Annotated in this window: 21 protein-coding genes and 1 pseudogene; 2 read left to right on the top strand and 20 right to left on the bottom strand. The window is 36.1% G+C overall.

The window, feature by feature from the left end; translation table 11 throughout:
• Positions 1-489: 489 nt before the first annotated feature.
• From ACQQ2I_RS09945 to ACQQ2I_RS09915, 7 genes and pseudogenes are all read right to left on the bottom strand, one after another.
• On the bottom strand, positions 490-2,727 hold the full coding sequence (locus ACQQ2I_RS09945; RefSeq protein ID WP_431030356.1) for an Ig-like domain-containing protein: 2,238 nt from the start codon (positions 2,725-2,727) through the stop codon (positions 490-492).
• 246 nt (positions 2,728-2,973) lie between these two features.
• The gene (locus ACQQ2I_RS09940; RefSeq protein ID WP_431030355.1) at positions 2,974-3,504 is read right to left on the bottom strand and encodes a hypothetical protein; all 531 of its coding nucleotides are present in this window, start codon (positions 3,502-3,504) and stop codon (positions 2,974-2,976) included.
• A 314-nt stretch (positions 3,505-3,818) separates the two neighbouring features.
• On the bottom strand, positions 3,819-4,862 hold the full coding sequence (locus tag ACQQ2I_RS09935; RefSeq protein ID WP_431030354.1) for an acyltransferase family protein: 1,044 nt from the start codon (positions 4,860-4,862) through the stop codon (positions 3,819-3,821).
• Positions 4,863-4,953: 91 nt separating this feature from the next.
• A complete protein-coding gene (locus ACQQ2I_RS09930) occupies positions 4,954-5,163 on the bottom strand; it encodes a hypothetical protein (protein WP_431030353.1) in 210 nt (69 codons plus the stop codon).
• Between the two features lie 11 nt (positions 5,164-5,174).
• A complete protein-coding gene (locus ACQQ2I_RS09925) occupies positions 5,175-5,732 on the bottom strand; it encodes a phage tail protein (RefSeq protein ID WP_431030352.1) in 558 nt (185 codons plus the stop codon).
• Positions 5,733-5,748: 16 nt separating this feature from the next.
• Positions 5,749-6,239, bottom strand: a pseudogene (locus ACQQ2I_RS09920) (phage tail protein).
• 178 nt (positions 6,240-6,417) lie between these two features.
• Positions 6,418-7,158 carry a polysaccharide deacetylase family protein gene (locus tag ACQQ2I_RS09915; protein WP_431030351.1) on the bottom strand — a complete coding sequence of 247 codons (741 nt, stop codon included), beginning with the start codon at positions 7,156-7,158 and terminating at the stop codon, positions 6,418-6,420.
• A gap of 162 nt (positions 7,159-7,320) precedes the next feature.
• On the opposite strand from ACQQ2I_RS09915, the gene ACQQ2I_RS09910 reads away from it, so the two are divergent.
• Positions 7,321-7,497, top strand: coding sequence for an asparagine synthase (locus ACQQ2I_RS09910; RefSeq protein WP_431030350.1), 177 nt, complete (start codon positions 7,321-7,323; stop codon positions 7,495-7,497).
• 71 nt (positions 7,498-7,568) lie between these two features.
• On the opposite strand, the gene ACQQ2I_RS09905 is transcribed toward ACQQ2I_RS09910, so the two are convergent.
• A complete protein-coding gene (locus ACQQ2I_RS09905) occupies positions 7,569-7,832 on the bottom strand; it encodes a DUF1871 family protein (RefSeq protein WP_431030492.1) in 264 nt (87 codons plus the stop codon).
• Between the two features lie 260 nt (positions 7,833-8,092).
• On the opposite strand from ACQQ2I_RS09905, the gene ACQQ2I_RS09900 reads away from it, so the two are divergent.
• Positions 8,093-8,566: a DUF2062 domain-containing protein gene (locus tag ACQQ2I_RS09900; protein ID WP_431030349.1), complete on the top strand. Its 474-nt coding sequence runs from the start codon at positions 8,093-8,095 to the stop codon at positions 8,564-8,566.
• A 206-nt stretch (positions 8,567-8,772) separates the two neighbouring features.
• Here ACQQ2I_RS09900 and ACQQ2I_RS09895 read toward each other — a convergent pair whose 3' ends face one another.
• The 12 genes from ACQQ2I_RS09895 to ACQQ2I_RS09840 all read right to left on the bottom strand — a co-directional run bounded on the left by ACQQ2I_RS09895 (position 8,773) and on the right by ACQQ2I_RS09840 (position 18,616).
• Positions 8,773-9,213 (bottom strand): cell wall hydrolase, encoded by a 441-nt coding sequence (locus ACQQ2I_RS09895; RefSeq protein WP_431030348.1) that lies wholly within the window; start codon positions 9,211-9,213, stop codon positions 8,773-8,775.
• 451 nt (positions 9,214-9,664) lie between these two features.
• The gene (locus ACQQ2I_RS09890) at positions 9,665-10,012 is read right to left on the bottom strand and encodes a four-helix bundle copper-binding protein (RefSeq protein WP_431030347.1); all 348 of its coding nucleotides are present in this window, start codon (positions 10,010-10,012) and stop codon (positions 9,665-9,667) included.
• A 102-nt stretch (positions 10,013-10,114) separates the two neighbouring features.
• Entirely contained in the window at positions 10,115-11,056 is a 942-nt protein-coding gene (epsC, locus tag ACQQ2I_RS09885) for a serine O-acetyltransferase EpsC (RefSeq protein ID WP_431030491.1), read from the bottom strand.
• A 281-nt stretch (positions 11,057-11,337) separates the two neighbouring features.
• Positions 11,338-11,658 (bottom strand): bacillithiol system redox-active protein YtxJ, encoded by a 321-nt coding sequence (ytxJ, locus tag ACQQ2I_RS09880; RefSeq protein WP_431030346.1) that lies wholly within the window; start codon positions 11,656-11,658, stop codon positions 11,338-11,340.
• A gap of 201 nt (positions 11,659-11,859) precedes the next feature.
• On the bottom strand, positions 11,860-12,285 hold the full coding sequence (locus tag ACQQ2I_RS09875; RefSeq protein WP_431030345.1) for a MarR family winged helix-turn-helix transcriptional regulator: 426 nt from the start codon (positions 12,283-12,285) through the stop codon (positions 11,860-11,862).
• Positions 12,286-12,302: 17 nt separating this feature from the next.
• On the bottom strand, positions 12,303-13,055 hold the full coding sequence (locus ACQQ2I_RS09870; protein ID WP_431030344.1) for an SDR family NAD(P)-dependent oxidoreductase: 753 nt from the start codon (positions 13,053-13,055) through the stop codon (positions 12,303-12,305).
• 261 nt (positions 13,056-13,316) lie between these two features.
• On the bottom strand, positions 13,317-14,261 hold the full coding sequence (locus tag ACQQ2I_RS09865) for a ring-cleaving dioxygenase (protein WP_431030343.1): 945 nt from the start codon (positions 14,259-14,261) through the stop codon (positions 13,317-13,319).
• A gap of 83 nt (positions 14,262-14,344) precedes the next feature.
• On the bottom strand, positions 14,345-14,509 hold the full coding sequence (locus ACQQ2I_RS09860; RefSeq protein WP_431030342.1) for a DUF896 domain-containing protein: 165 nt from the start codon (positions 14,507-14,509) through the stop codon (positions 14,345-14,347).
• 893 nt (positions 14,510-15,402) lie between these two features.
• Positions 15,403-15,699 (bottom strand): hypothetical protein, encoded by a 297-nt coding sequence (locus ACQQ2I_RS09855; protein ID WP_431030341.1) that lies wholly within the window; start codon positions 15,697-15,699, stop codon positions 15,403-15,405.
• 567 nt (positions 15,700-16,266) lie between these two features.
• Entirely contained in the window at positions 16,267-17,619 is a 1,353-nt protein-coding gene (locus ACQQ2I_RS09850) for a nucleoside recognition domain-containing protein (RefSeq protein ID WP_431030490.1), read from the bottom strand.
• A 16-nt stretch (positions 17,620-17,635) separates the two neighbouring features.
• Complete coding sequence (locus ACQQ2I_RS09845; protein WP_431030340.1) at positions 17,636-18,361, bottom strand: FeoB small GTPase domain-containing protein; 726 nt, start codon at positions 18,359-18,361, stop codon at positions 17,636-17,638.
• Positions 18,362-18,616, bottom strand: coding sequence for a FeoA family protein (locus ACQQ2I_RS09840; RefSeq protein WP_431030339.1), 255 nt, complete (start codon positions 18,614-18,616; stop codon positions 18,362-18,364). It abuts the gene before it with no gap.
• Positions 18,617-19,114: the final 498 nt, after the last annotated feature.

Raw genomic sequence — 19,114 nt, 5'->3', positions numbered from 1 at the left:
CTTTCATGCCTCTTTGGTGCTGGCCCCACCTACGCATAGAAGGCTTCAAACGTTCCATGAAGAGAATCCCTTGTTTTGATGACTTTAGGTTTCCACTTTGCGACCGCGTACCACCATGAATTTAACAGTCAATTACTTTCATGGCCAATCGAGCATTCCAACTCGATGAATCTGTACAAAACCCCTAGCGTAGCTTCTTATCATACAGATTAAATACTCGTGCTTTACATAATGGATTCGTTGTCCTAACCATTGCCATCTTTTAAAGAGCCCCGCCTCGCCTTTGCGAGTACGACTTCACCTGACTTCACCCCTTCGACGTGGTCGCGTCTCACTGGATGCAGGAGGATTAGGCTTCTATCGGCTGACTGTTCGATAGAGGTTGGTCTTTCACCAACCATTTCTTCTTCATAATTAGGTCTAGTTTTGTTGCTAAACCCACTCGTTTCATCTATTCCGATTTATCGAGTAACGTTTCGTTTATTTTTCTTAAGAGGTTGTTACTGTGTATGTGGCCTTGTGAGAACCATCTTCTGTTGTTGCTGTAATCGTTGCTGTTCCTGGTGCGACTGCGTATACAACGCCTGCCGTATTTACAGTCGCAACATTCTCATCTGAAGAAGACCATGTTACATTTTTATTCGTCGCATTAGTTGGTGTTACGGTCGCAGTTAGTGTCTTTGTATCACCAACTTGAAGATTCCCACTCGTCTCATTTAATGCAATACCTGTCACTGGAACGACTACCTTGATTGTCGTAGTTGCTGTTTTTAATCCATCCACTGTTGTTGCTGTGATGGTTGCTGTTCCTCCACCAATAGCTGTCACTTTACCAGTTGCATCCACCGTTGCGATATTTTCATCTGAAGATGTCCATGTTACATGTTTATTCGTCGCATTTGCCGGTAAGATTGATGCCGTCAATTGTGTCGTTTCCCCTTCATTGATCGTCGCGGTTGTTGTGTTCAATGAGATGCCTGTTACTGGAACGACGACTTCAATTGTTGCGGTTGCTGTTTTTAATCCATCCACTGTTGTTGCTGTGATGGTTGCGGTTCCTCCACCAATAGCTGTCACTTTACCAGTTGCATCCACCGTTGCGATATTTTCATCTGAAGATGTCCATGTTACATGTTTATTCGTCGCATTTGCCGGTAAGATTGATGCCGTCAATTGTGTCGTTTCCCCTTCATTGATCGTCGCGGTTGTTGTGTTCAGTGAGATGCCTGTTACTGGAACGACGACTTCAATTGTTGCGGTTGCTGTTTTTAATCCATCCACTGTTGTTGCTGTGATGGTTGCTGTTCCTCCACCAATAGCTGTCACTTTACCAGTTGCATCCACCGTTGCAATATTTTCATCTGAAGATGTCCATGTTACATGTTTATTCGTCGCATTTGCCGGTAAGATTGTGGCCGTCAATTGTGTCGTTTCCCCTTCATTGATCGTCGCGGTTGTTGTGTTCAGTAAGATGCCTGTCACTGGAACGACTACCTTGATTGTCGTAGTTGCTGTTTTTAATCCATCCACTGTTGTTGCTGTAATCGTTGCGGTTCCTTCACCAATAGCCGTCACTTTACCATTTGCATCTACCGTTGCAACCGTCGGATTTGAGGATGTCCATGTCACATCTTTATTCGTCGCATTTGCCGGTAAGATTGTGGCCGTCAATTGTGTCGTTTCTCCTTCGTTGATTGTTGCAGTTGTAGTGTTCAGCGAGATACCTGTTACTGGAATCGTAGTCGATGAATATGGTACTGGTGTTGGCTCTGATACTGATGAAATAGCCTCCTTAAACTTTGTCAATATCCACTTATTTTCATTCCTATTAAAGTTAAATTCATACTCGACATTGTTAATCTTTGCTTTAAACGACCCTTTCGGAATAGCTTCTTCTGAAACGAAGGTGATTTTTACAACATCCTCATCCAAATAAATCTTCCCAATTACAGCTGATGTAATTAATTCATATTCCTTATCGGTTGAAAAAATCCCCGTTATTCCTTCTATTGATACGGTAAATGTTAAAGTTGGTCCGGGTTCTGGAAGAGATTCAGTCGGTGGATTCAAGTCTGTATTCGGTTTCTCTTCCTCATTCACAGCCGATTGGACGGCTTCCTCTGTTCGCACAACAAATGCTGTAAGTTGCCCGCGTGTGACGTACGATTCACCATCAAATTGCGTTGCTGTTCTCCCTGTTGTAATGCCATTTGTATAAAGTGCCAATATATAATCCTTATATTCCTCACGTACATCCGTAAATGGCATTGTCGCACCTTCTGGTGATTGCAAATGAAATGCTTTCACCAGCATTTTCGCTAAATGTTTACGCTGAACAGGTTCATTCATACGATACGTATGATCCTCATAGCCACTAATAATGCCCGCCTGTGCTAAGGCAGCAATCGCTCCATAATAAGGATTGTCAGGTGAAAGGTCGGTAAATCCTGGGTCTACTACATTTGTCTTATCGAGTCCTAAAATACCAGCCAAAATCTTTGCTATTTGCCCACGCGTAGCCACTTGATTAGGTTTGTATGTACCATCTCCATAACCAATCAAAATTCCTCGCTCGGCTAATTCTCTCACGGCGTCAGAGTAATAAGCAGAATCTGGCACATCTAAAAAGGTGGCTGCCTTAGTGTAAACCGGTGCAAAAATAGGCACAGAACTGACAACTAAAGTAAGACCTACTGTTGCTTTTAAATAGTTATTGTTGATACCCATTTTAATTCCTCCTTTTCTCATACTATTTTTAATGTTTCTATAATTAAACATCATTTTCAACTTTATATGAGAAAGGTTAAAATTAGGTTAAATTTTTTAAAAATTGGATAGTATGAACTATTTATTTTCACATCAAATATTAGGAATAAAAAAACGCTAGTTGATTGACTGCTTTTCGAAATATTTTTGCTATTTAATTAATTTAAAAGTTACTGCACATTTTAAAACTTATGTGGATGACTGTATTTAAATTAGCTCTACAGGCATTACAGGTGTACTTCTATCTTTATAGAATTTCTCTAAATCTTTTTGACTCAAAGCATTTTGCTTACTATTTTTTCTGAAATTTTTAGCATTTGCATTTGCATTTACCCGGATGCACTTTTCCTTTTCACGAATCGCATATTCTCGAAGTCCGTTAAAATAATAACTAGCAATTCCTTTTTTCCTTAATGATTCATCATGAACGAATAGTAGTTGTAACGTCACTCCAAATTTAGATTCTGGAGAAAGTCGTTTTATTCCGAAACCACTTCTAAAAAATTCCATCGAAAATAAAACCTTCCCTAATTCCTCATCATATAGACAAAACTTCACACTTCCATCTTTACAATGATAGCCCTTTTCACTTGTATCCGTTAGCCCGTCGTCATCAAATTTAAAGATAATACTGCTTTTTTTCGATTCAAGGTATTCAGGTAATCCCCAGCTAATAATAAGATCTTCCATAGTTCTTTTATCCATTGTTTTTTCGGTAGTCTGTTTTTGCTCTTTCATCTTACAACCTCTCCTCTCTTAATACTTTAATTAAAAAGGGGGATAATGAAGAGTTCAAGCCACTATTACAAAAAACTGGTACAAAATAAAGTTTTTACGGCTAAAATGTACAAATTTTTTAAATATATAAAACACGCTAGTTTATTATGAGTTATTCGATATTTTGAAACTGTTTTCAGAAAACACCTTCCTTTTTTTCAACATAAAAGCCCTCCACAGAGATTGTGGAAGGCTTGAAAATTTGTTATTTCATTCTGTTGTTACTGCGAAACATAATGAAAAAGCCAGCATTTTTTTTAGCTTTTCAACCATTCTTAACTTTTAAAATTTAATTTATTACCTATTAAAAATGGGAATTTGTTATTGATTATACTTATTACTGGTTTTAATAATAATAAGATTAATATCATTTGTATAATCCCAATAATATTTGATGGTGGTAGCTCAATTTGCAATTGAACCTTTAATAAGTCAATTATTAATATTCCTAAAGGATAATGTAGCGTAAATATAATAAGTGAGTTTTTCCCTATAAATTCTAAAACAGAAGACTTTCCTAAATATTTAGATATAACAATATAAGTAACTATACCTGATAGTCCACAAATAAATAACCATACAAATAAAAATTCGTTTTTCCCATTTATAATGCTATAGACAAATTGGATTTTGCTTGGAATTAGCAAAAGTATGAGATTTAACGAAAAGCTTAAGAATACAATAGTGTACATTATGCTTTTTTGAACAAAGTTACTAGCACTATATTTTTTTTGATGACTTTTCAGTAAATTTCCTATTACAAAATATACCAGATAATAAAAAGCTGTATCAATACTCCATATCCAATCTGGAGATTGAATAACTTCCAAAAAAACTACGGCGCTAAAACTAATAAAAATACTTACTAAAAAGATTAAAATATCATTTTTTATATATTTTTTAAGTAAGAAATACATTAGCTCTACAACAAATATTCCCACCAAAAACCATAAAGCTATATTGTAATAAATAAAATTCCTTTTTCCTTCGATGAAACAAATGAAGGATTCTTTTATACTTATCTCTGCTCCAGTAAAAACGCTATAGCAAATAATAGAAATTATAGAAAACCCTAAATAAGGTAATAATAATGTCTTTGTTTTACCTTTGATAAAATCTGTTACTTTAGCGAATTTATTTACATTCATCAAATAGCCGGAAACAAAAAAGAAAAGGGGCATATGAAATAAATATATATAACTAATAAGATTAGGAGCTACTTGTAAATGACCTAATATAACTAAAATTATTCCCAACCCTTTTAAAATATCTACCCAACTATAATATTCTCTACTTTGCATAATTAATCTACCTTCCATACTGTAATCTCAAAACTTACCACTCCTTTTTATAGCATCATTCTTTATACTTTTCCATACATTTCCCAAAAAAACAATTATATTATAAGAGTTAGATGTCCTCCCATACCGCTAAAATTGCATTAATTTGAGCTTCTGGTAATTCAACAATTACCTGATTTCGCCCACTAACAGTATTCAAATATGCTCTTCTCCATATTTCTCCAACTGGATATTGTTGTCCTTCGTATTCGATATACGTTTGTTTTTTAATACAAACACCATCCTTGGTTAAATCATCTATCGTATATTTTTCAATCATTTTTACCCCTCCTATTTGCTTGTGTAAGTTGCTGATATTTTCATGAAGGATTGATTAACAATATCATCTGGTACTATACGGGCTTCTGTTTTATTATTGCCACTTTTTTTTAGCGTAATTTTTGTGTCTACAACTGTTCCCAACAAATCACTATAATCACCTAAGTTAACTAACGCATACCCACCAAAACAACAATGCGCTTCTGCTTTAGCCACAAAAGGTAAACCACCAATTTCTAAATTCCCTGTCATTGTACCTTTTACGTTAATTTGTACTATTAAATCGATCTTTACTAAATTAGCAATTTTATAATAAATTCCAGACTGTATTACATATGTGTTTGTTCCTGATGTCGTACTTCCATAAAAATACGGGGTGAAGTTTCCTGTCTCGATTTTTAAACCATGTACACCATTTGAGTCTGTAAATAATTTATTAACATGAGAATCTAACGAATCATTAACTAATTTTACAGCTCTTGGAGTAGCCGCTAATGTTTCGGATGCGCTATTAGTAGCGCTTGATAGTTGAACATGACCTTTTGTTGTCGGACTCGCATTTTCCGCCAAATGCGTAGTAAGTCGGTCATCGATTTCTTGTACTGTCTGCTCGATAGTTATTATTTTTTGTTCTAAAGGTTTTTAACTTTAAAATAATCTGTTCATCGACATATTTTTTTGATGCATAAATAAATGTAGGATCTACTTTCAAGGTGACAACTCTTGCGTTCGAAACTTCGATAACAATTTCAAGCGTCATGTCCTTTGCGCTACCCTGTTGCATAATAGGCTTGTATGACTCCGCTACTTTACCAATAGCAAGTAATTGATTTTGCGAATCAAAAAGCCCTACTTCCCTAACATAGAAACCGCCTGCACTAAAGGGGACATCCCCTACAATTTCAATTCGATTTGAGTTATTTTCGACGAAATAGCTCCTTCTAAAACTTGATTATGTAATTTTGTCATTTCCTTAGTCGGCGTGTAATAAGAGCCATTGCTATCACCTACTGCAATTTTGACAAAATCTACTTCTGTTTTCTGAATGGCTGCATTAGCGATAGCTGCAAGGCCCATATCCGTCATGATTGTTCCGAATTGTTCACTCAATTAATTACCCCCCTTTAGGATAGACCGTAATTTTTTCGAATGTATTGCTACCGCATTTTTCACAGTCACTTGAAAAAATTTGCCACAACAAAACCGTCGCTTCTAAATCACTAGAAACGACGGTTGGCATAACTATTCCATCTAGTTAGCTTACCTTACTTATATTCCCCTTCTTCCGTTCGATAAGCTCAGAAATCGTTATAAATTCGTACCCTTGATTTTTAAGTGCTGGTAAAATTTCTTCTAGCGCTTTAACGGTTTGACTGCGATCACCACCAGCATCATGAAATAGGATGACATCCCCCGGTTTCGTGCCTTTTAATACTTTATTTACAATTTTGTGGACCCCTGGATTTTTCCAATCCTCTGTATCCTGATGCCACGACCACATGACAACTGTATAACCATTTTTGACCGCTGTATTGATCATCGCATCTGTATATTGTCCTCCAACTGGACGGAATAAGGTTGGCCTAAACCCGGTAATACTAAAAATCGTTTCATTTGTCTTTTTTAACTCGTCTTCAATTCGTTGTATCGATTGACTGCGTGTATGGGTATATGTGTGATTAGCAATTTCATGCCCCTCATCATACTGTCGCAGTACAACTTCAGGATATTTTTCAGCATATTGACCAACAATAAAAAAAGTCGCTTTTGCCTCATATTCAGCAAGTAAATCTAATATGTTCGTTGTGTATTTTTGATCTGGACCATCATCAAATGTAATAGCTACCACTTTTTCACTCGTATTAATATCCCACACAACTTGCCCTGCTTCTTCATAATAACGTCTTCCTTTGTCCGCATACGATTTATAGCCAAAATAAAACACCGAAATAAAGACAATAAAAATGGAGAACATCATGATATACTTTCGTTTCAAGCATTGCCACCACCGTTAACTTTAATCTTTGCTCCAGAGATGGCTTTAGTATTTGCTGCTTCGCTAAAAAAATGCCTTGAAATATCCCGTATATTTTTTATTGCTATACACAAAATAAATGTGGTGTTTTCTCACCAACTAACAACGATGGAGGGAGCTTTTATGAATATTCGTGAAGGTTTAATCCCAACGATCCTAGGTTCGGCAGTAACAGCAACAGGCTATGCGATGAGACAAAAAGGAAGTAGTTCCAATCAAGCAATTGCGAACACCATTTTAGGTTTCGGCTTAGCCCATATCGTGCTAGGTGCAATTGACCTTGTGGAGCATCGTCGTTAGGATGCGGAGAGCACAAATTTTGTGCTCTCTTTTTAGTTAATCTAAAAATATTGGAATATTAGGATGTGCTTTTATAGTAACCCCTTTTTATTAAGAACCGATTTGGGCATTGAACCATTCATTTTATTCCAAATTTTCGATGCAATTGGATAACAATTCTGAATCGAATATACTTCATCTACTGAAAACATTTTCACAAACACCTCGTGTATCACGACAGCTAATTGTTCAATCGATGTCGCTGTTGGTAGTAACGCTACAATATCTCTTATTTCTGGATGATATTCATCGTCAGGTGTGTGATGTAAAAATCGCTTCGGATCCCACTCATCAATGACTTCTTTTACAATTTAGTAGTAGTTCATCGTATCCCTCTTTTAAAATAATATTTTTGGTCATTTTTTCCATACTATCATATCACTAACCTATATAGCTAATTTAAGTAAATCCATTCACAATGTCTCGAAATCATCATTTCATTAGGAACAAAAATGTTTTATGCAGAAATTTGTAGATATATGTAGAGTGGGACGTGTGGTACAATACTTACATAATCTTTTAAGGTGATTGTGGTAAGAAGGGAATGTAAACTACAATGAAAATAGCGCGTAGAATGAAATATTACCTTCTCCGTTTATTTCGACTAAACGCAAGTTCACATCAAGTAGCAGCTGGTTTTACAATGGGGCTCATTCCACACTGGTTCCCTACTTTTGGATTAGGTCCAGTCCTATCCATTGGCTTGGCGAAACTAGTAAGAGCAAATACAGTTTCAGCCATTGTAGGCGGTGTTATGGGAACTCCTGCTTGGCCACTTCTGTTTCTGTTAAATTATAAAGTCGGGAGCCTTATACTAGATCGGAAAACCGTGGTAGATGAGGTTGAAGATGTCGATTACATAAATGCCCTTTATCATACCGTCGATGGAATAGATAGTATGCATTCTAGTGGCTACTTATTTCTAACCGGGGCAGTCATAAATATAATGATTTCCTCTATATTCATTTACTTTATTGTGTATGTCCTCTTTAAGATGTATCGGATGAGGATTTTGCATAAAATTAGATAAAAGAGAGCACCTGTGAACTAGGATAACACTAAAAATAATATATTGTACGGATATGCGATTTCGTCTATTCGTCTCTTATTATTAAACGCCCACATGCTTTAGCACGTAGGCGTTTAAGTTTTTCAATCGAGTGAATGCTGCGGGCTACCAGTATTTCCAACTAAACATATTGTATGCTTAGTACCAAAAGGGAAAATTATAACCACCTAATTAATATAAACACTTTCACATGTTCCCGCTATTGGTTCATAAAAACAATGACTTTTAAATTGACCAGTAAATGGTTGATTATACCATGTTGGAGGACACGGAGCATATGGATTAAAATACCAAAGTGCAAATTTCGCTGGATGTTGTCTCCAATAATCTAAATTCTGTTTTGCTAATTTTTTTTCAGAAGATCGCGCTCTTTGGTAAAATAAATTTCCCTTTTGAACCGCTTCAAAAGAGTAATTTCCTCCCTGTACCTGATAAATGACTTGTTCAATCGTTCTGACATCTTTAAAGTCTAAACAATCTGCCAGTGCACGATTCACAATAACATTTCCAACGTATAACATCCCTTGGTTCCCTTCACCCTCGGCTTCCGCTCGCATCATCCTTGCCATTAAATCAATATCTGCATCTCGGTATTTGATTCTTGGCATTTTTTCACCCCAAAATATAGTATGAAAAACAAACTACATTGGTGTCATTGTTTGTGAAATAAGGATATTTGCAGTTTTTTCTGTAAGATGGACACTATGACATTCTTTCACGCGTGTTGATTTACCTTTTATTATTAAATAGAGCATTAGAATACGTTGATTTCCGCTACGGCTGACTCGCTTTCCGCAAGCACGGCTTCAACTAATTTATTTCGGCTAGTGCTTTTCCTGCAGGAGTCGAGTCGAGTCGCCTCCGCTCCACTCAACGAGCAAGCACTTTTATCAACCATTCCACTAAAAAATCACGCTAATTCCCCATTGATATTTGTATAGTCAACACATCTGACATTCTTTGTTAATACTTATTTTAGTATAATTCTTCACATACATAAAAAAATAACGAGGAAAAAGACTAATCATACCTTTCCTCGCCATTCTTCTCTTTAATAAATTACATAGTAGCCATTTTTCTACATTCTTCCGCACACATACGGCAAATATCAGCACATTTTTGACAATGATCGTCTTTAAACATAGCACACTCTTCTGCACATTTATCACAAATTTTTGCACATAGCTCACAATGTTCTTTAGAAAACTGTCCATTCATTGACATCATTGATACTGACATTTCGCACATCATTGCGCATTCAACAAGTGTGCTTACACAATTTTTTCGTGCGTTTAAGTCGGGTTCATTTAAACATGCATTGAAACACTCATAGCAAGCCTGTACACATTTTAAACAAGCATCAATACATGCCTGAAATTTGTCATTGTTATTTGTTACTACACCCATACTAAAAACCTCGCTCTTCATCATATTTTTCAAACAATCATATGATTTGCAAAAGAAGAGGTTTTATTCTTATTTTTTAAAATCACCTTTAATTAATAAAAACTACATTTCAGAACCGCTATTTTTCATTTGGCCATTACTAATTTTAGGTGATGGCTGCGAATTATACACTCGGGAATACGGTGAGATCGAATGCGTTACCCAAATATTACTGCCTAGAATGGAATCATGACCAATCTTTGTTTCTCCTCCTAGAATTGTTGCACCTGCATAAATAATGACATTGTCTTCAATGTCCGGATGACGCTTAATGCCTTTAATCGGGTTACCATTTTCATCAAGTGGGAAACTTAACGCACCCAATGTAACCCCTTGATAGATTTTAACATTTTTTCCGATCGTACATGTTTCACCGATGACGACACCTGTTCCGTGATCGATAAAGAACGATTCCCCAATTGACGCACCTGGATGAATATCAATCCCTGTTAATTGATGTGTATATTCGGACATAATGCGCGGAACAATTTTTACATCTAATTTATACAGCTCATGCGCAATACGATGAATGCACATCGCAATAATGGACGGATAGCTTAATAAAATTTCTTCTGTAGAAACAGCAGCTGGATCCCCGTTATAGGCAGCTTGAATATCGGTTTGAATGAGTTGACGAATTGTCGGCAACTTATTAATAAGCGTCATCACAATGTTATCCGCTTGTTCTCTACATTCTTGTTGGTTATATACTGATTCAGTCGTATTCCTGTTATAAATCATTACTTTTTCAAGGATATCGCGTAAATCTAACGCAGCTTCTCTTAAATTATTACTAATTTCAACATTCAATCTTGTCTCATCAATCGGCTGACAATTATAAAACCCCGGAAACAATACGGCCTGGAACTTATGAAGCACTTTATAAATTTTATCTTTTCCTGAAAAACCAATCGAATTTTCAATATCAACATACCGTTGATTGATTTCATTCAGCGAGTGCGCGATATTCGGCACTTCTGTGTTTAACCATTCATTTAATTTCATCATTTTTTACTCCCCGAATTTACTATTATCTAAGTTTATATAATTGCTATTTTAACTTAATACTTCTCTTTATACTAACCTCATTTCAAAAAAGTTGCATATGATTCTCACTTAAACTTGAAATGAGGAAATAAAATAATTCAAAAATTCGAAATACCTTCTATCATTATACACTGTTTACGCCATATAGCTGCAAATACGTCACTTCAAAAATAACGTCTTTCCATTCAAAAAAGTCTGCTAGAAATGAATCTAACAGACCTTTAAGTGGGTTACACTAGTTATGCCAATGCTTCTTTTAGCGCATTCGCTGTAATTTTATAATGTGTCGCTTGCCAAGTTGCTTGACCGCTTTGAATAACAATCGCTTGCGGTGACGCATGTTGTACTTGTAAATCCTTAGCGATCTCATTTGAGACATCACGATGCTCAATTACCTTTACTAAATATGCCTCTTGTAACTCGACCGATGCAAACTCACGATACGCTGCTGCGCTAATCGGGCATGTTGTACTATGCTTGAACACAACAATAGGCTGTTCATTGGAGGTAGCTAAAATCTGTTGCCACTGATTGATATCCATAATTTCTTTATAATTCACTTCGTCTTTCCTCCTTCTAGTAGCTGTAAAACTATTCTTAACTTATTCTAATCTTTAAAAGAGGATTTTTCCAATTCATTGTTTGATCATATAAATATCGTGAGACATTCACAATCATTGCCATACTGTTTATTATCAAAACAAAGCTCCCCTACTTAGACCAAGTTAAATGGCAAGTGAGGGAGCTTATTTATGTTTGATTTAATTTTTAAGATGATACAGTAGCTTTCTTTGGATATGGATATATTGAGAAAGCTCTTCTTCTGTCAAAACGGAATAAATCGTTTCGTAATATTGTTGACCAAGCATTTCGGCTTCTTTTAATATAGCGATACCTTCGTTTGTAACCTCAAAGGAGATACTTCGACGGTCGTGTGGATCAGCAATGCTTGTAATATAGCCCGCTTGTAGTAGCTTATTCGAAATAGCGGTAATGCTGCTTTTTGAGTAGCCTAATTTATTGGCTAATTGGATTGGCTGGCATTTTTTTTGCTTCTTTATTTCGCTTAACACAATGATGGACGATATTCCAATTGGTTTTGATAAGCTATCGGTATATTGAATAATACTTGCATTGTTTACCTGCTCGACCATATTAACTAATTCGTAAATACTTGGCTTCTTCATTATGATATCCCTCGATCTTAACGTAGTTGAACTGAACCACCATCAACCATAATTGTTTGTCCTGTAATATAGCGAGCATCTTCTGAAGCGAGGAAAACAGCTACACGACCGATATCCTCTTCCGGCTCACCCCAACGACCAAGTGGAATTCGAGATAAGCTATCCTGATACATTTCAGGGAACTGCTTAGCCCATGCTTCTACACCAGGACTTTTCGCGATTGGGCTGATTAAGTTAATATTGATATTATACTTGCCCCATTCATTTGCCGCAACACGTGTAATACCGCGAATTGCTTCTTTTGCAGCTGCGTATGCTGCTTGTGTTGGTTGACCAGCTAAACCAGCACCAGATGCAAAATTAATAATAGAGCCTTGTGTTTCTTTTAAATACGGTAATGCTGCTTTCATTAAGTAGAAAGTTGGGTAGAAACCAGTACCAAATGATAAATCGAAGTCTTCTTGTGTTAACTCTTCAAACGGTTTTTGTGTAGATGCATGTGCATTGTTCACTAATACATCTAGTTTACCAAACTTTTCTACGACAGTAGTTACGATATTTGGTAAGTTTGCTACATCAAATAAGTCACCATTGAAGTAAATAGATTGTGGTGAGTATTCGTGTACTTTTGCTAGCACTTTTTGACCTGCTTCTTCATTAATATCTACTAACGCAAGGATAGCACCCTCTTTTGCCATTGCCATCGCCATACCTGTTGCGATACCACCAGCACCACCCGTAATAATAACAACTTTATCTTGTAATCTCATTATAAAATCGCCTCTTTTCAATTTATTCGACTTCATTATAACGCCATATAGTTCACAAGTAAACCATTCAGAAAATTAAGAAAAGTTGTCGTTTATTCATATTTCTGCTCTTAAAGTGAATCGTTTTTGTTTCGATCAAACTGAACCTCGGTGAGTGAAGACATTAAACGGTCGGTAATATCGACTTATAAGCACTAAATATATCTTCAATAAATAAGCGGCATACACTCAAGTGAAACTCGAGCATATGCCGCTTATTTATTAATCTAATGGTGTTAACATCGCTTCAATCTCTTCTCTACGATGCTCAAATTTTGGTGGTAGATGCAGTTTTTCACCCAACGTCTCGATATCCCCGGCAATCGTAAAGCCCGGTTCATCGGTTGCGAGTTCAAATAAAATGTTGTTTGCATCACGGAAGTACACACTTTCAAAGTAATAGCGATCAACTACATTTGAAGTCGTTACGCCGCGCGCCTTTAGTAGCTCATCGAAACGCTTTAGTTGCTCCACATTTTCCACACGAATCGCTACGTGATGCACACTCCCTCTTCCTGGCTTTTCAGCTGGACCATCCTCTTCTATCAACACAAGCTCACTAAATACCCCGCCCGCTTCCGTTTGCATAATCGTTTGGATACCTTTTTGCTCTACTACTTCATAGCCGAAAAGTTCATGTAGCACTTCCGCCGTCGCTTTCGGATTACGCACCTTCAACTCCACACTCGCCATTCCTAAAATGCGATGCTCGTTCGGAACCTCACTTTTCTCCCAAGCTTCCCATTGAGCTGGCAAAATTGTATTTTCAGGTACAACAAGTAACACCATTTCGAGCATTTCATGATCTCGGAAATGAAGTGCTGCTTTATTCGCATAGTCCGTTACTTCTGTTTCAAACGCAACACCAAACTGAGTGAAGCGCTCTTTCCAATAATCCAAGCTCTCGACTGTCGGTACAAATAAGCCAATACGCGAAATGCTATTTGTCCCTTTATGTGTTTGACCCGCATTTGGAATTTCAAAAAACGTTAATTCTGTTCCCGGTGACCCTGTTCGATCCCCGAAAAATAGGTGATACATATTAGGTGAATCTTGGTTTACCGTCATATTCACTCGACGTAACCCTAATACGTTTGTATAAAATGCGTTATTACGCTTTGCATCTTTCGTAATCATGGAAATATGGTGATGCCCATTAATGTTCATGTTAAGTGCCTCCTTCAGTTTAGAAATAAAGTGAATTGCTTTTATATTGTTTAATTTTAGCTAGTGTTACATCCTGTCCAAATTCATCGACTTAATGCAAAGCAATTCATATTAGCTAACACTTGACAACGAATTTGCTGCAAGTATTGTTGGCGTAATTGCTCACGCTCTTTTACTTCAGTAGGCGTTAAGCCAACTTCCTTATTTCTTACTGCTAATGCATTCATTCGATTGAGTAATTCCATCATCTTAAGCGCCCTCCTACTTATGTGATTGTATAATATCTTGAATTCGAGATATTCGTTTATTGAAATATAACACGCATCATTTTACATGTCAACTGATGGAAAGCGATGCGTGATATGTGTGTAATTTATTTCATTTTCGATGTGTTTAAGCTGGGATTATCCATTATTTTGATGCTGAAATTTATATGTAAATCCTTGGTTTTGCTCATGAATTTCACCTTTTTTGTATCAAAATGAACATGAATAAGTGACAATGTTGATTTAAAAGAATTCTAAAATGGCGCTTATTTCATCATTTCCTCCACTTAAATCCTACAATTAGTTCAAAAAATCACCGTAAATCATCTAGTAATTTAGAAAATGAACGCTTTTTCTTTGCATTTCATCTGCTCCATCTCCTGTTGGAGAAATACCGAACCCTAGCGCTTTATTAGTAGCTTGAAAAGTTAATGGTAGTTTTTTAAATCGCATTTCAAACAAATAAGCGATTTCGATATACAACTTATTTGAAAATAATTGTCAAATCCCCATGACACTTATTTATTTTTAAGTCGTATACCCATTTTGATAAAATCATTGTTTATGAAATGTTAAATTAAATTTTATTGTGTGTATTAAGAATGATTTCACATTTAATTTACAATAAAACAGATTTCATAAGAGGTTTTAGTATTACTAATGCAATAATTAAAAAACCTTTCCAGAAATTTGTTGATATAATGAAAAATTAAATTTTTATTTTACCCTTTCGGATATCTCATAAAAATGCCTCAAGCTCTAAATTTAAGATTTAAAGCGCTTTTTAATTGGTTAATTACTTATTACTAAACAAAAAACACCTATAACCGTTGTTTTACCAACGTTTATAGGTGTTCTTCTTAAGCATTTCATCATTATTTTTGAACCAAACTCATATGCATCTCGATTTCATCTGCCTTTTTCCTCATATAGACTGCCCATTCAATTAAAACAATCGGAACTATTGACATGTAAACATTAGCAATAATAAAAACAAAGAATAGTTCTTCTAAATTCGTCAAAACACTGTAAACATAGCCGATCACTCCACTAGCAATTAGGACAATATAAAACGGAAAGCGTGGAAAACGAAAACCTATGACACCACTAAAGATCATCACAAGCATAGCCATAATAATAAAGTGCCAATACATTGAAAAGTACATTGCCATTCTAACTCCCCCTTTGGTCGGTCATATCCAAACCTTAAGAAAGAATATTCGACACCAATCTACTTTCCCCCTCTACGAATTATTTTTTCTACTTTAAGTTAATAATTAGCTGCATTAATACCGAATTTAAGCTATACATCAGTAATACGTAATAGATTTTTCTCCTCTCGTATGGCTTCACATAAATATACTTATTACAAGAATCATATTTTTCTCGAAATGGTACAAAGAACTTTCATGAAATTTGTTTCCTCGTCATATTTTCCTCGCAATACGGGCACTTGTTCCATTTCCTCTCTCTCAAACTATAAATTCCCCAAACTGTAATACATGTATCGTAAAGCAAGTGACCAACATCATGTTGGTCTCAAGAAACAGTAGGAGCGAAGGATGAGCGACGAGAATTTTTGATGCTCAACCGTACGTAGAAAACGAGTGTTGGAGCGGAAATTGACGGTTCATCACCATTTATTAAAAAAGACTGTAGGCAAATTCAAATTTCTTTGAATTTATCTACAGTCTGAAGCTACCATACTTTCCACAGCTTCCAAAATATATAATAGTTTTTTAAACCCAGCCAAATAGTCTAGCAACAGTCGCTGTAAGGAATGTAACTCCGATGGCGATAGCTGTTGGAATCGCAAATGACATAAAGGTCCATTTTTTACTTTTTGTTTCTTTATAAATATTTAATAGTGTCGTTCCGCATGGATAGTGCAATAATGAAAATAACATCATATTTAATGCTGTTAACCAAGTCCAGCCGTGGTCTATAAACACTTGCTTTAACTTGCCTAAATCGTCAATTTCCAGCATAGCCCCTTGAGATAAATAAGCCATGATAAGGATTGGAATTACAATTTCGTTGGCAGGTAGCCCTAGGATAAAGGCGGCTAGGATGAATCCATCTAATCCCAAAGCCTTTCCAAATGGATCTAGGAAGTTAATAAAATACATTAATATACTTGTATCGCCAATAAACACATTAGCTAAAATCCATGTAATAATGGACGCCGGAGCCGCTACTATTACTGCTCTTTTTAAGACATTCCAGGCTTTATCAATACTTGCTCTTACTATAGTATTAATAATCTTAGGTCTTCTAAAAGGGGGAAGTTCCAATGTGTAATGAGAGGGAACTCCTTTTAAAGCCGTTTTAGATAGTACCCAAGATACGCTTAAAGTAACAACAACTCCAAAAAGAACGAAGCCCATTAATATACCCGCTGTTGCTAATGTACCCGCTGCACCAGCAAAACCAGCTGTCATGAATAGAGAAGCTAGTAAAATTAACGTTGGCCATCTTCCGTTACATGGGACAAAATTGTTCGTTAAAATTGCCAGCATTCTCTCTCTTGGTGATTCTATAATTCTCGTTGACATAATAGCTGCTGCGTTACACCCGAAACCCATTGCCATAGTGAGTGATTGTTTGCCATGCCCACCTGCCCGTTGAAATAAACGGTCCATATTAAAAGCAACCCTTGGCAAATAACCATAATTCTCTAATAAAGCGAAGATCGGGAAAAATATAGCCATTGGCGGCAGCATGACACTTATCACCCATCCTGTTCCTCTAAACAGCCCAAGAACTAGCACTCCGTGTAGCCATTCTGGTGCATTGATTGCTTGAAAAGCCATTGTGAGTTTTCCTTCTGCCCAACCAAAGCCCTCAGCAAGCATGGAAGAAGGTACATTTGCACCTGCAATGGTAACGTAAAATACTACACCAAGCATTAATAGCATAATAGGGAAACCTAAGAGTTTAGAAGTAAATATTGCATCCAAAGTATCTGATCGGTTAGACTTTTCTTTCTGATAGCTTACCGCTTCCTTACATAACGATTTACTTGTAGCATAAATACTGCTTACAATATCATCCCTGATCTCTGCATTTATATTTGATCTTCCTTCATTCATTAAACTCTCTAATGAATTACGATTTAATGGCATTTCCGAACTCATAAGGCTTTACCTCTCTTCCTTTCGTCTTTATTTGTTCGTGAAGCTTATTTAGTAACGCCTCATCTCCATCTAAAAGTCTCAGTGCCATCCACCTTGATGGGTAATCATTACCTATCAACTCTCTTACTTTAGATTCTAATTTACTTATTTGTTCTTCAATTTCTAGCGGATATGTCAGTTGATAAGGCTTTGTTTGAATTTCACCCCTCAGCAACTTTGCTAAAGTATCAAGTAAAGTATCGATTCCTTGTTTATTTCGTGCCGCTATCTTGACAACAGGAACACCAAGCTTAGACGACAGGATTTTTTCGTCAATCACAATCCCTTTTTTCTCTGCTTCATCAATAAGATTAATACAAATGATTACATTATCTGTCATCTCTAAAACTTGAAGTGCTAGATTAAGATTTCGCTCCAATGCTGTACCATCTAACACTACGAGGGTCGCATCAGGCTTTTCAAATACGATGTAGTCCCTTGCAACCTCTTCATCACTTGAATTAGAAAACAATGAATAAGTGCCTGGTAAATCAATCAGAAGATAATCTTCCCCTTGATGTTGAAATGTCCCTTCTGCAAGAACTACCGTTTTCCCTGGCCAATTGCCTGTATGTTGTTTTAAGCCCGTTAAAGTATTGAACAATGTACTTTTCCCTGTATTCGGGTTACCAGCTAGGGCAATTCGATTTACTTTCACCTATATCCCCCCTACCACTACACCAAGTATTTTTGAACTTTGTTCTTTTCGAAGCGCTACCGTTGTTTCACTGACACGAAATGCCGTAGGATCTCCTAAGGGACTTTTTTGAAGAACCGTTATCTCAGCACCTTTTACAAAACCCAAATCTAATAATCTCCTTCTCATTACCCCTTCAAGTTTCAAATCATGGATAACAAAACATTCTCCATATGAACATTCAGACAACGGTTTTAATCCATTGGACAAACACATCTTTTATTCCTCCACTCAATTAATTACTAACTCCATCATGGCTAAGACATACAAAGCCTCCATTTACAGTTTTACTACCTAGTACCGGTAATGTTGAATTTTACGCGATACAAACAAGTCAACCTCAAACGGAATCGATGCTAACCCTAAAACAATTATGGAACTAAATTTCGATTTCCCCTAAGAATAAATGTTTCCCGACGGAAAATTTAAAGGCAAAAAAAAGCAGTTTATATCTAATCTTCATCCATTATTTTCAATGTTTAAATTTTTTCGCGTTATTTGGCTAAAGCTTATTAACGATTGAACGATACTCTTCTTCCTTAATCACACCACCGTCTTACAAAAATTGTTATAATTTTTCTTTTGGATGCGTTTTGATCGATACAATTCTTATTATTTATTTTATTAATCTTTTTCAAAAGGTTTCCATAGCCCAACAAAAGTCCATTATCTAAAATTTAGCCTTATCTCTTCATTCATTAAAAAATTACAAGC

The sequence above is a fragment of the Lysinibacillus sp. LZ02 genome, assembly GCF_050613145.1.
In the GTDB taxonomy this organism is placed as follows: domain Bacteria; phylum Bacillota; class Bacilli; order Bacillales_A; family Planococcaceae; genus Lysinibacillus_B.
The sequence above is the reverse complement of the archived record's forward strand: the minus strand, read 5'-3'. Positions and strand labels throughout refer to the sequence as shown.

Bases quoted from the DNA above. Each gene is read 5' to 3' on its own strand.
- ACQQ2I_RS09895 (WP_431030348.1), bottom strand. From the start codon at position 9,213: ATGCCAAGAATCAAATACCGAGATGCAGATATTGATTTAATGGCAAGG.
- epsC (WP_431030491.1), bottom strand. From the start codon at position 11,056: ATGAAATTAAATGAATGGTTAAACACAGAAGTGCCGAATATCGCGCAC.
- ACQQ2I_RS09870 (WP_431030344.1), bottom strand. From the start codon at position 13,055: ATGAGATTACAAGATAAAGTTGTTATTATTACGGGTGGTGCTGGTGGT.
- ACQQ2I_RS09875 (WP_431030345.1), bottom strand. From the start codon at position 12,285: ATGAAGAAGCCAAGTATTTACGAATTAGTTAATATGGTCGAGCAGGTA.
- ACQQ2I_RS09890 (WP_431030347.1), bottom strand. From the start codon at position 10,012: ATGGGTGTAGTAACAAATAACAATGACAAATTTCAGGCATGTATTGAT.
- ACQQ2I_RS09865 (WP_431030343.1), bottom strand. From the start codon at position 14,261: ATGAACATTAATGGGCATCACCATATTTCCATGATTACGAAAGATGCA.
- ACQQ2I_RS09935 (WP_431030354.1), bottom strand. From the start codon at position 4,862: ATGGAAGGTAGATTAATTATGCAAAGTAGAGAATATTATAGTTGGGTA.
- ACQQ2I_RS09855 (WP_431030341.1), bottom strand. From the start codon at position 15,699: ATGGCAATGTACTTTTCAATGTATTGGCACTTTATTATTATGGCTATG.
- ACQQ2I_RS09945 (WP_431030356.1), bottom strand. From the start codon at position 2,727: ATGGGTATCAACAATAACTATTTAAAAGCAACAGTAGGTCTTACTTTA.
- ACQQ2I_RS09860 (WP_431030342.1), bottom strand. From the start codon at position 14,509: ATGATGGAATTACTCAATCGAATGAATGCATTAGCAGTAAGAAATAAG.
- ACQQ2I_RS09900 (WP_431030349.1), top strand. From the start codon at position 8,093: ATGAAAATAGCGCGTAGAATGAAATATTACCTTCTCCGTTTATTTCGA.
- ACQQ2I_RS09850 (WP_431030490.1), bottom strand. From the start codon at position 17,619: ATGAATGAAGGAAGATCAAATATAAATGCAGAGATCAGGGATGATATT.
- ACQQ2I_RS09930 (WP_431030353.1), bottom strand. From the start codon at position 5,163: ATGATTGAAAAATATACGATAGATGATTTAACCAAGGATGGTGTTTGT.
- ACQQ2I_RS09910 (WP_431030350.1), top strand. From the start codon at position 7,321: ATGAATATTCGTGAAGGTTTAATCCCAACGATCCTAGGTTCGGCAGTA.
- ACQQ2I_RS09940 (WP_431030355.1), bottom strand. From the start codon at position 3,504: ATGAAAGAGCAAAAACAGACTACCGAAAAAACAATGGATAAAAGAACT.
- ACQQ2I_RS09840 (WP_431030339.1), bottom strand. From the start codon at position 18,616: ATGTGTTTGTCCAATGGATTAAAACCGTTGTCTGAATGTTCATATGGA.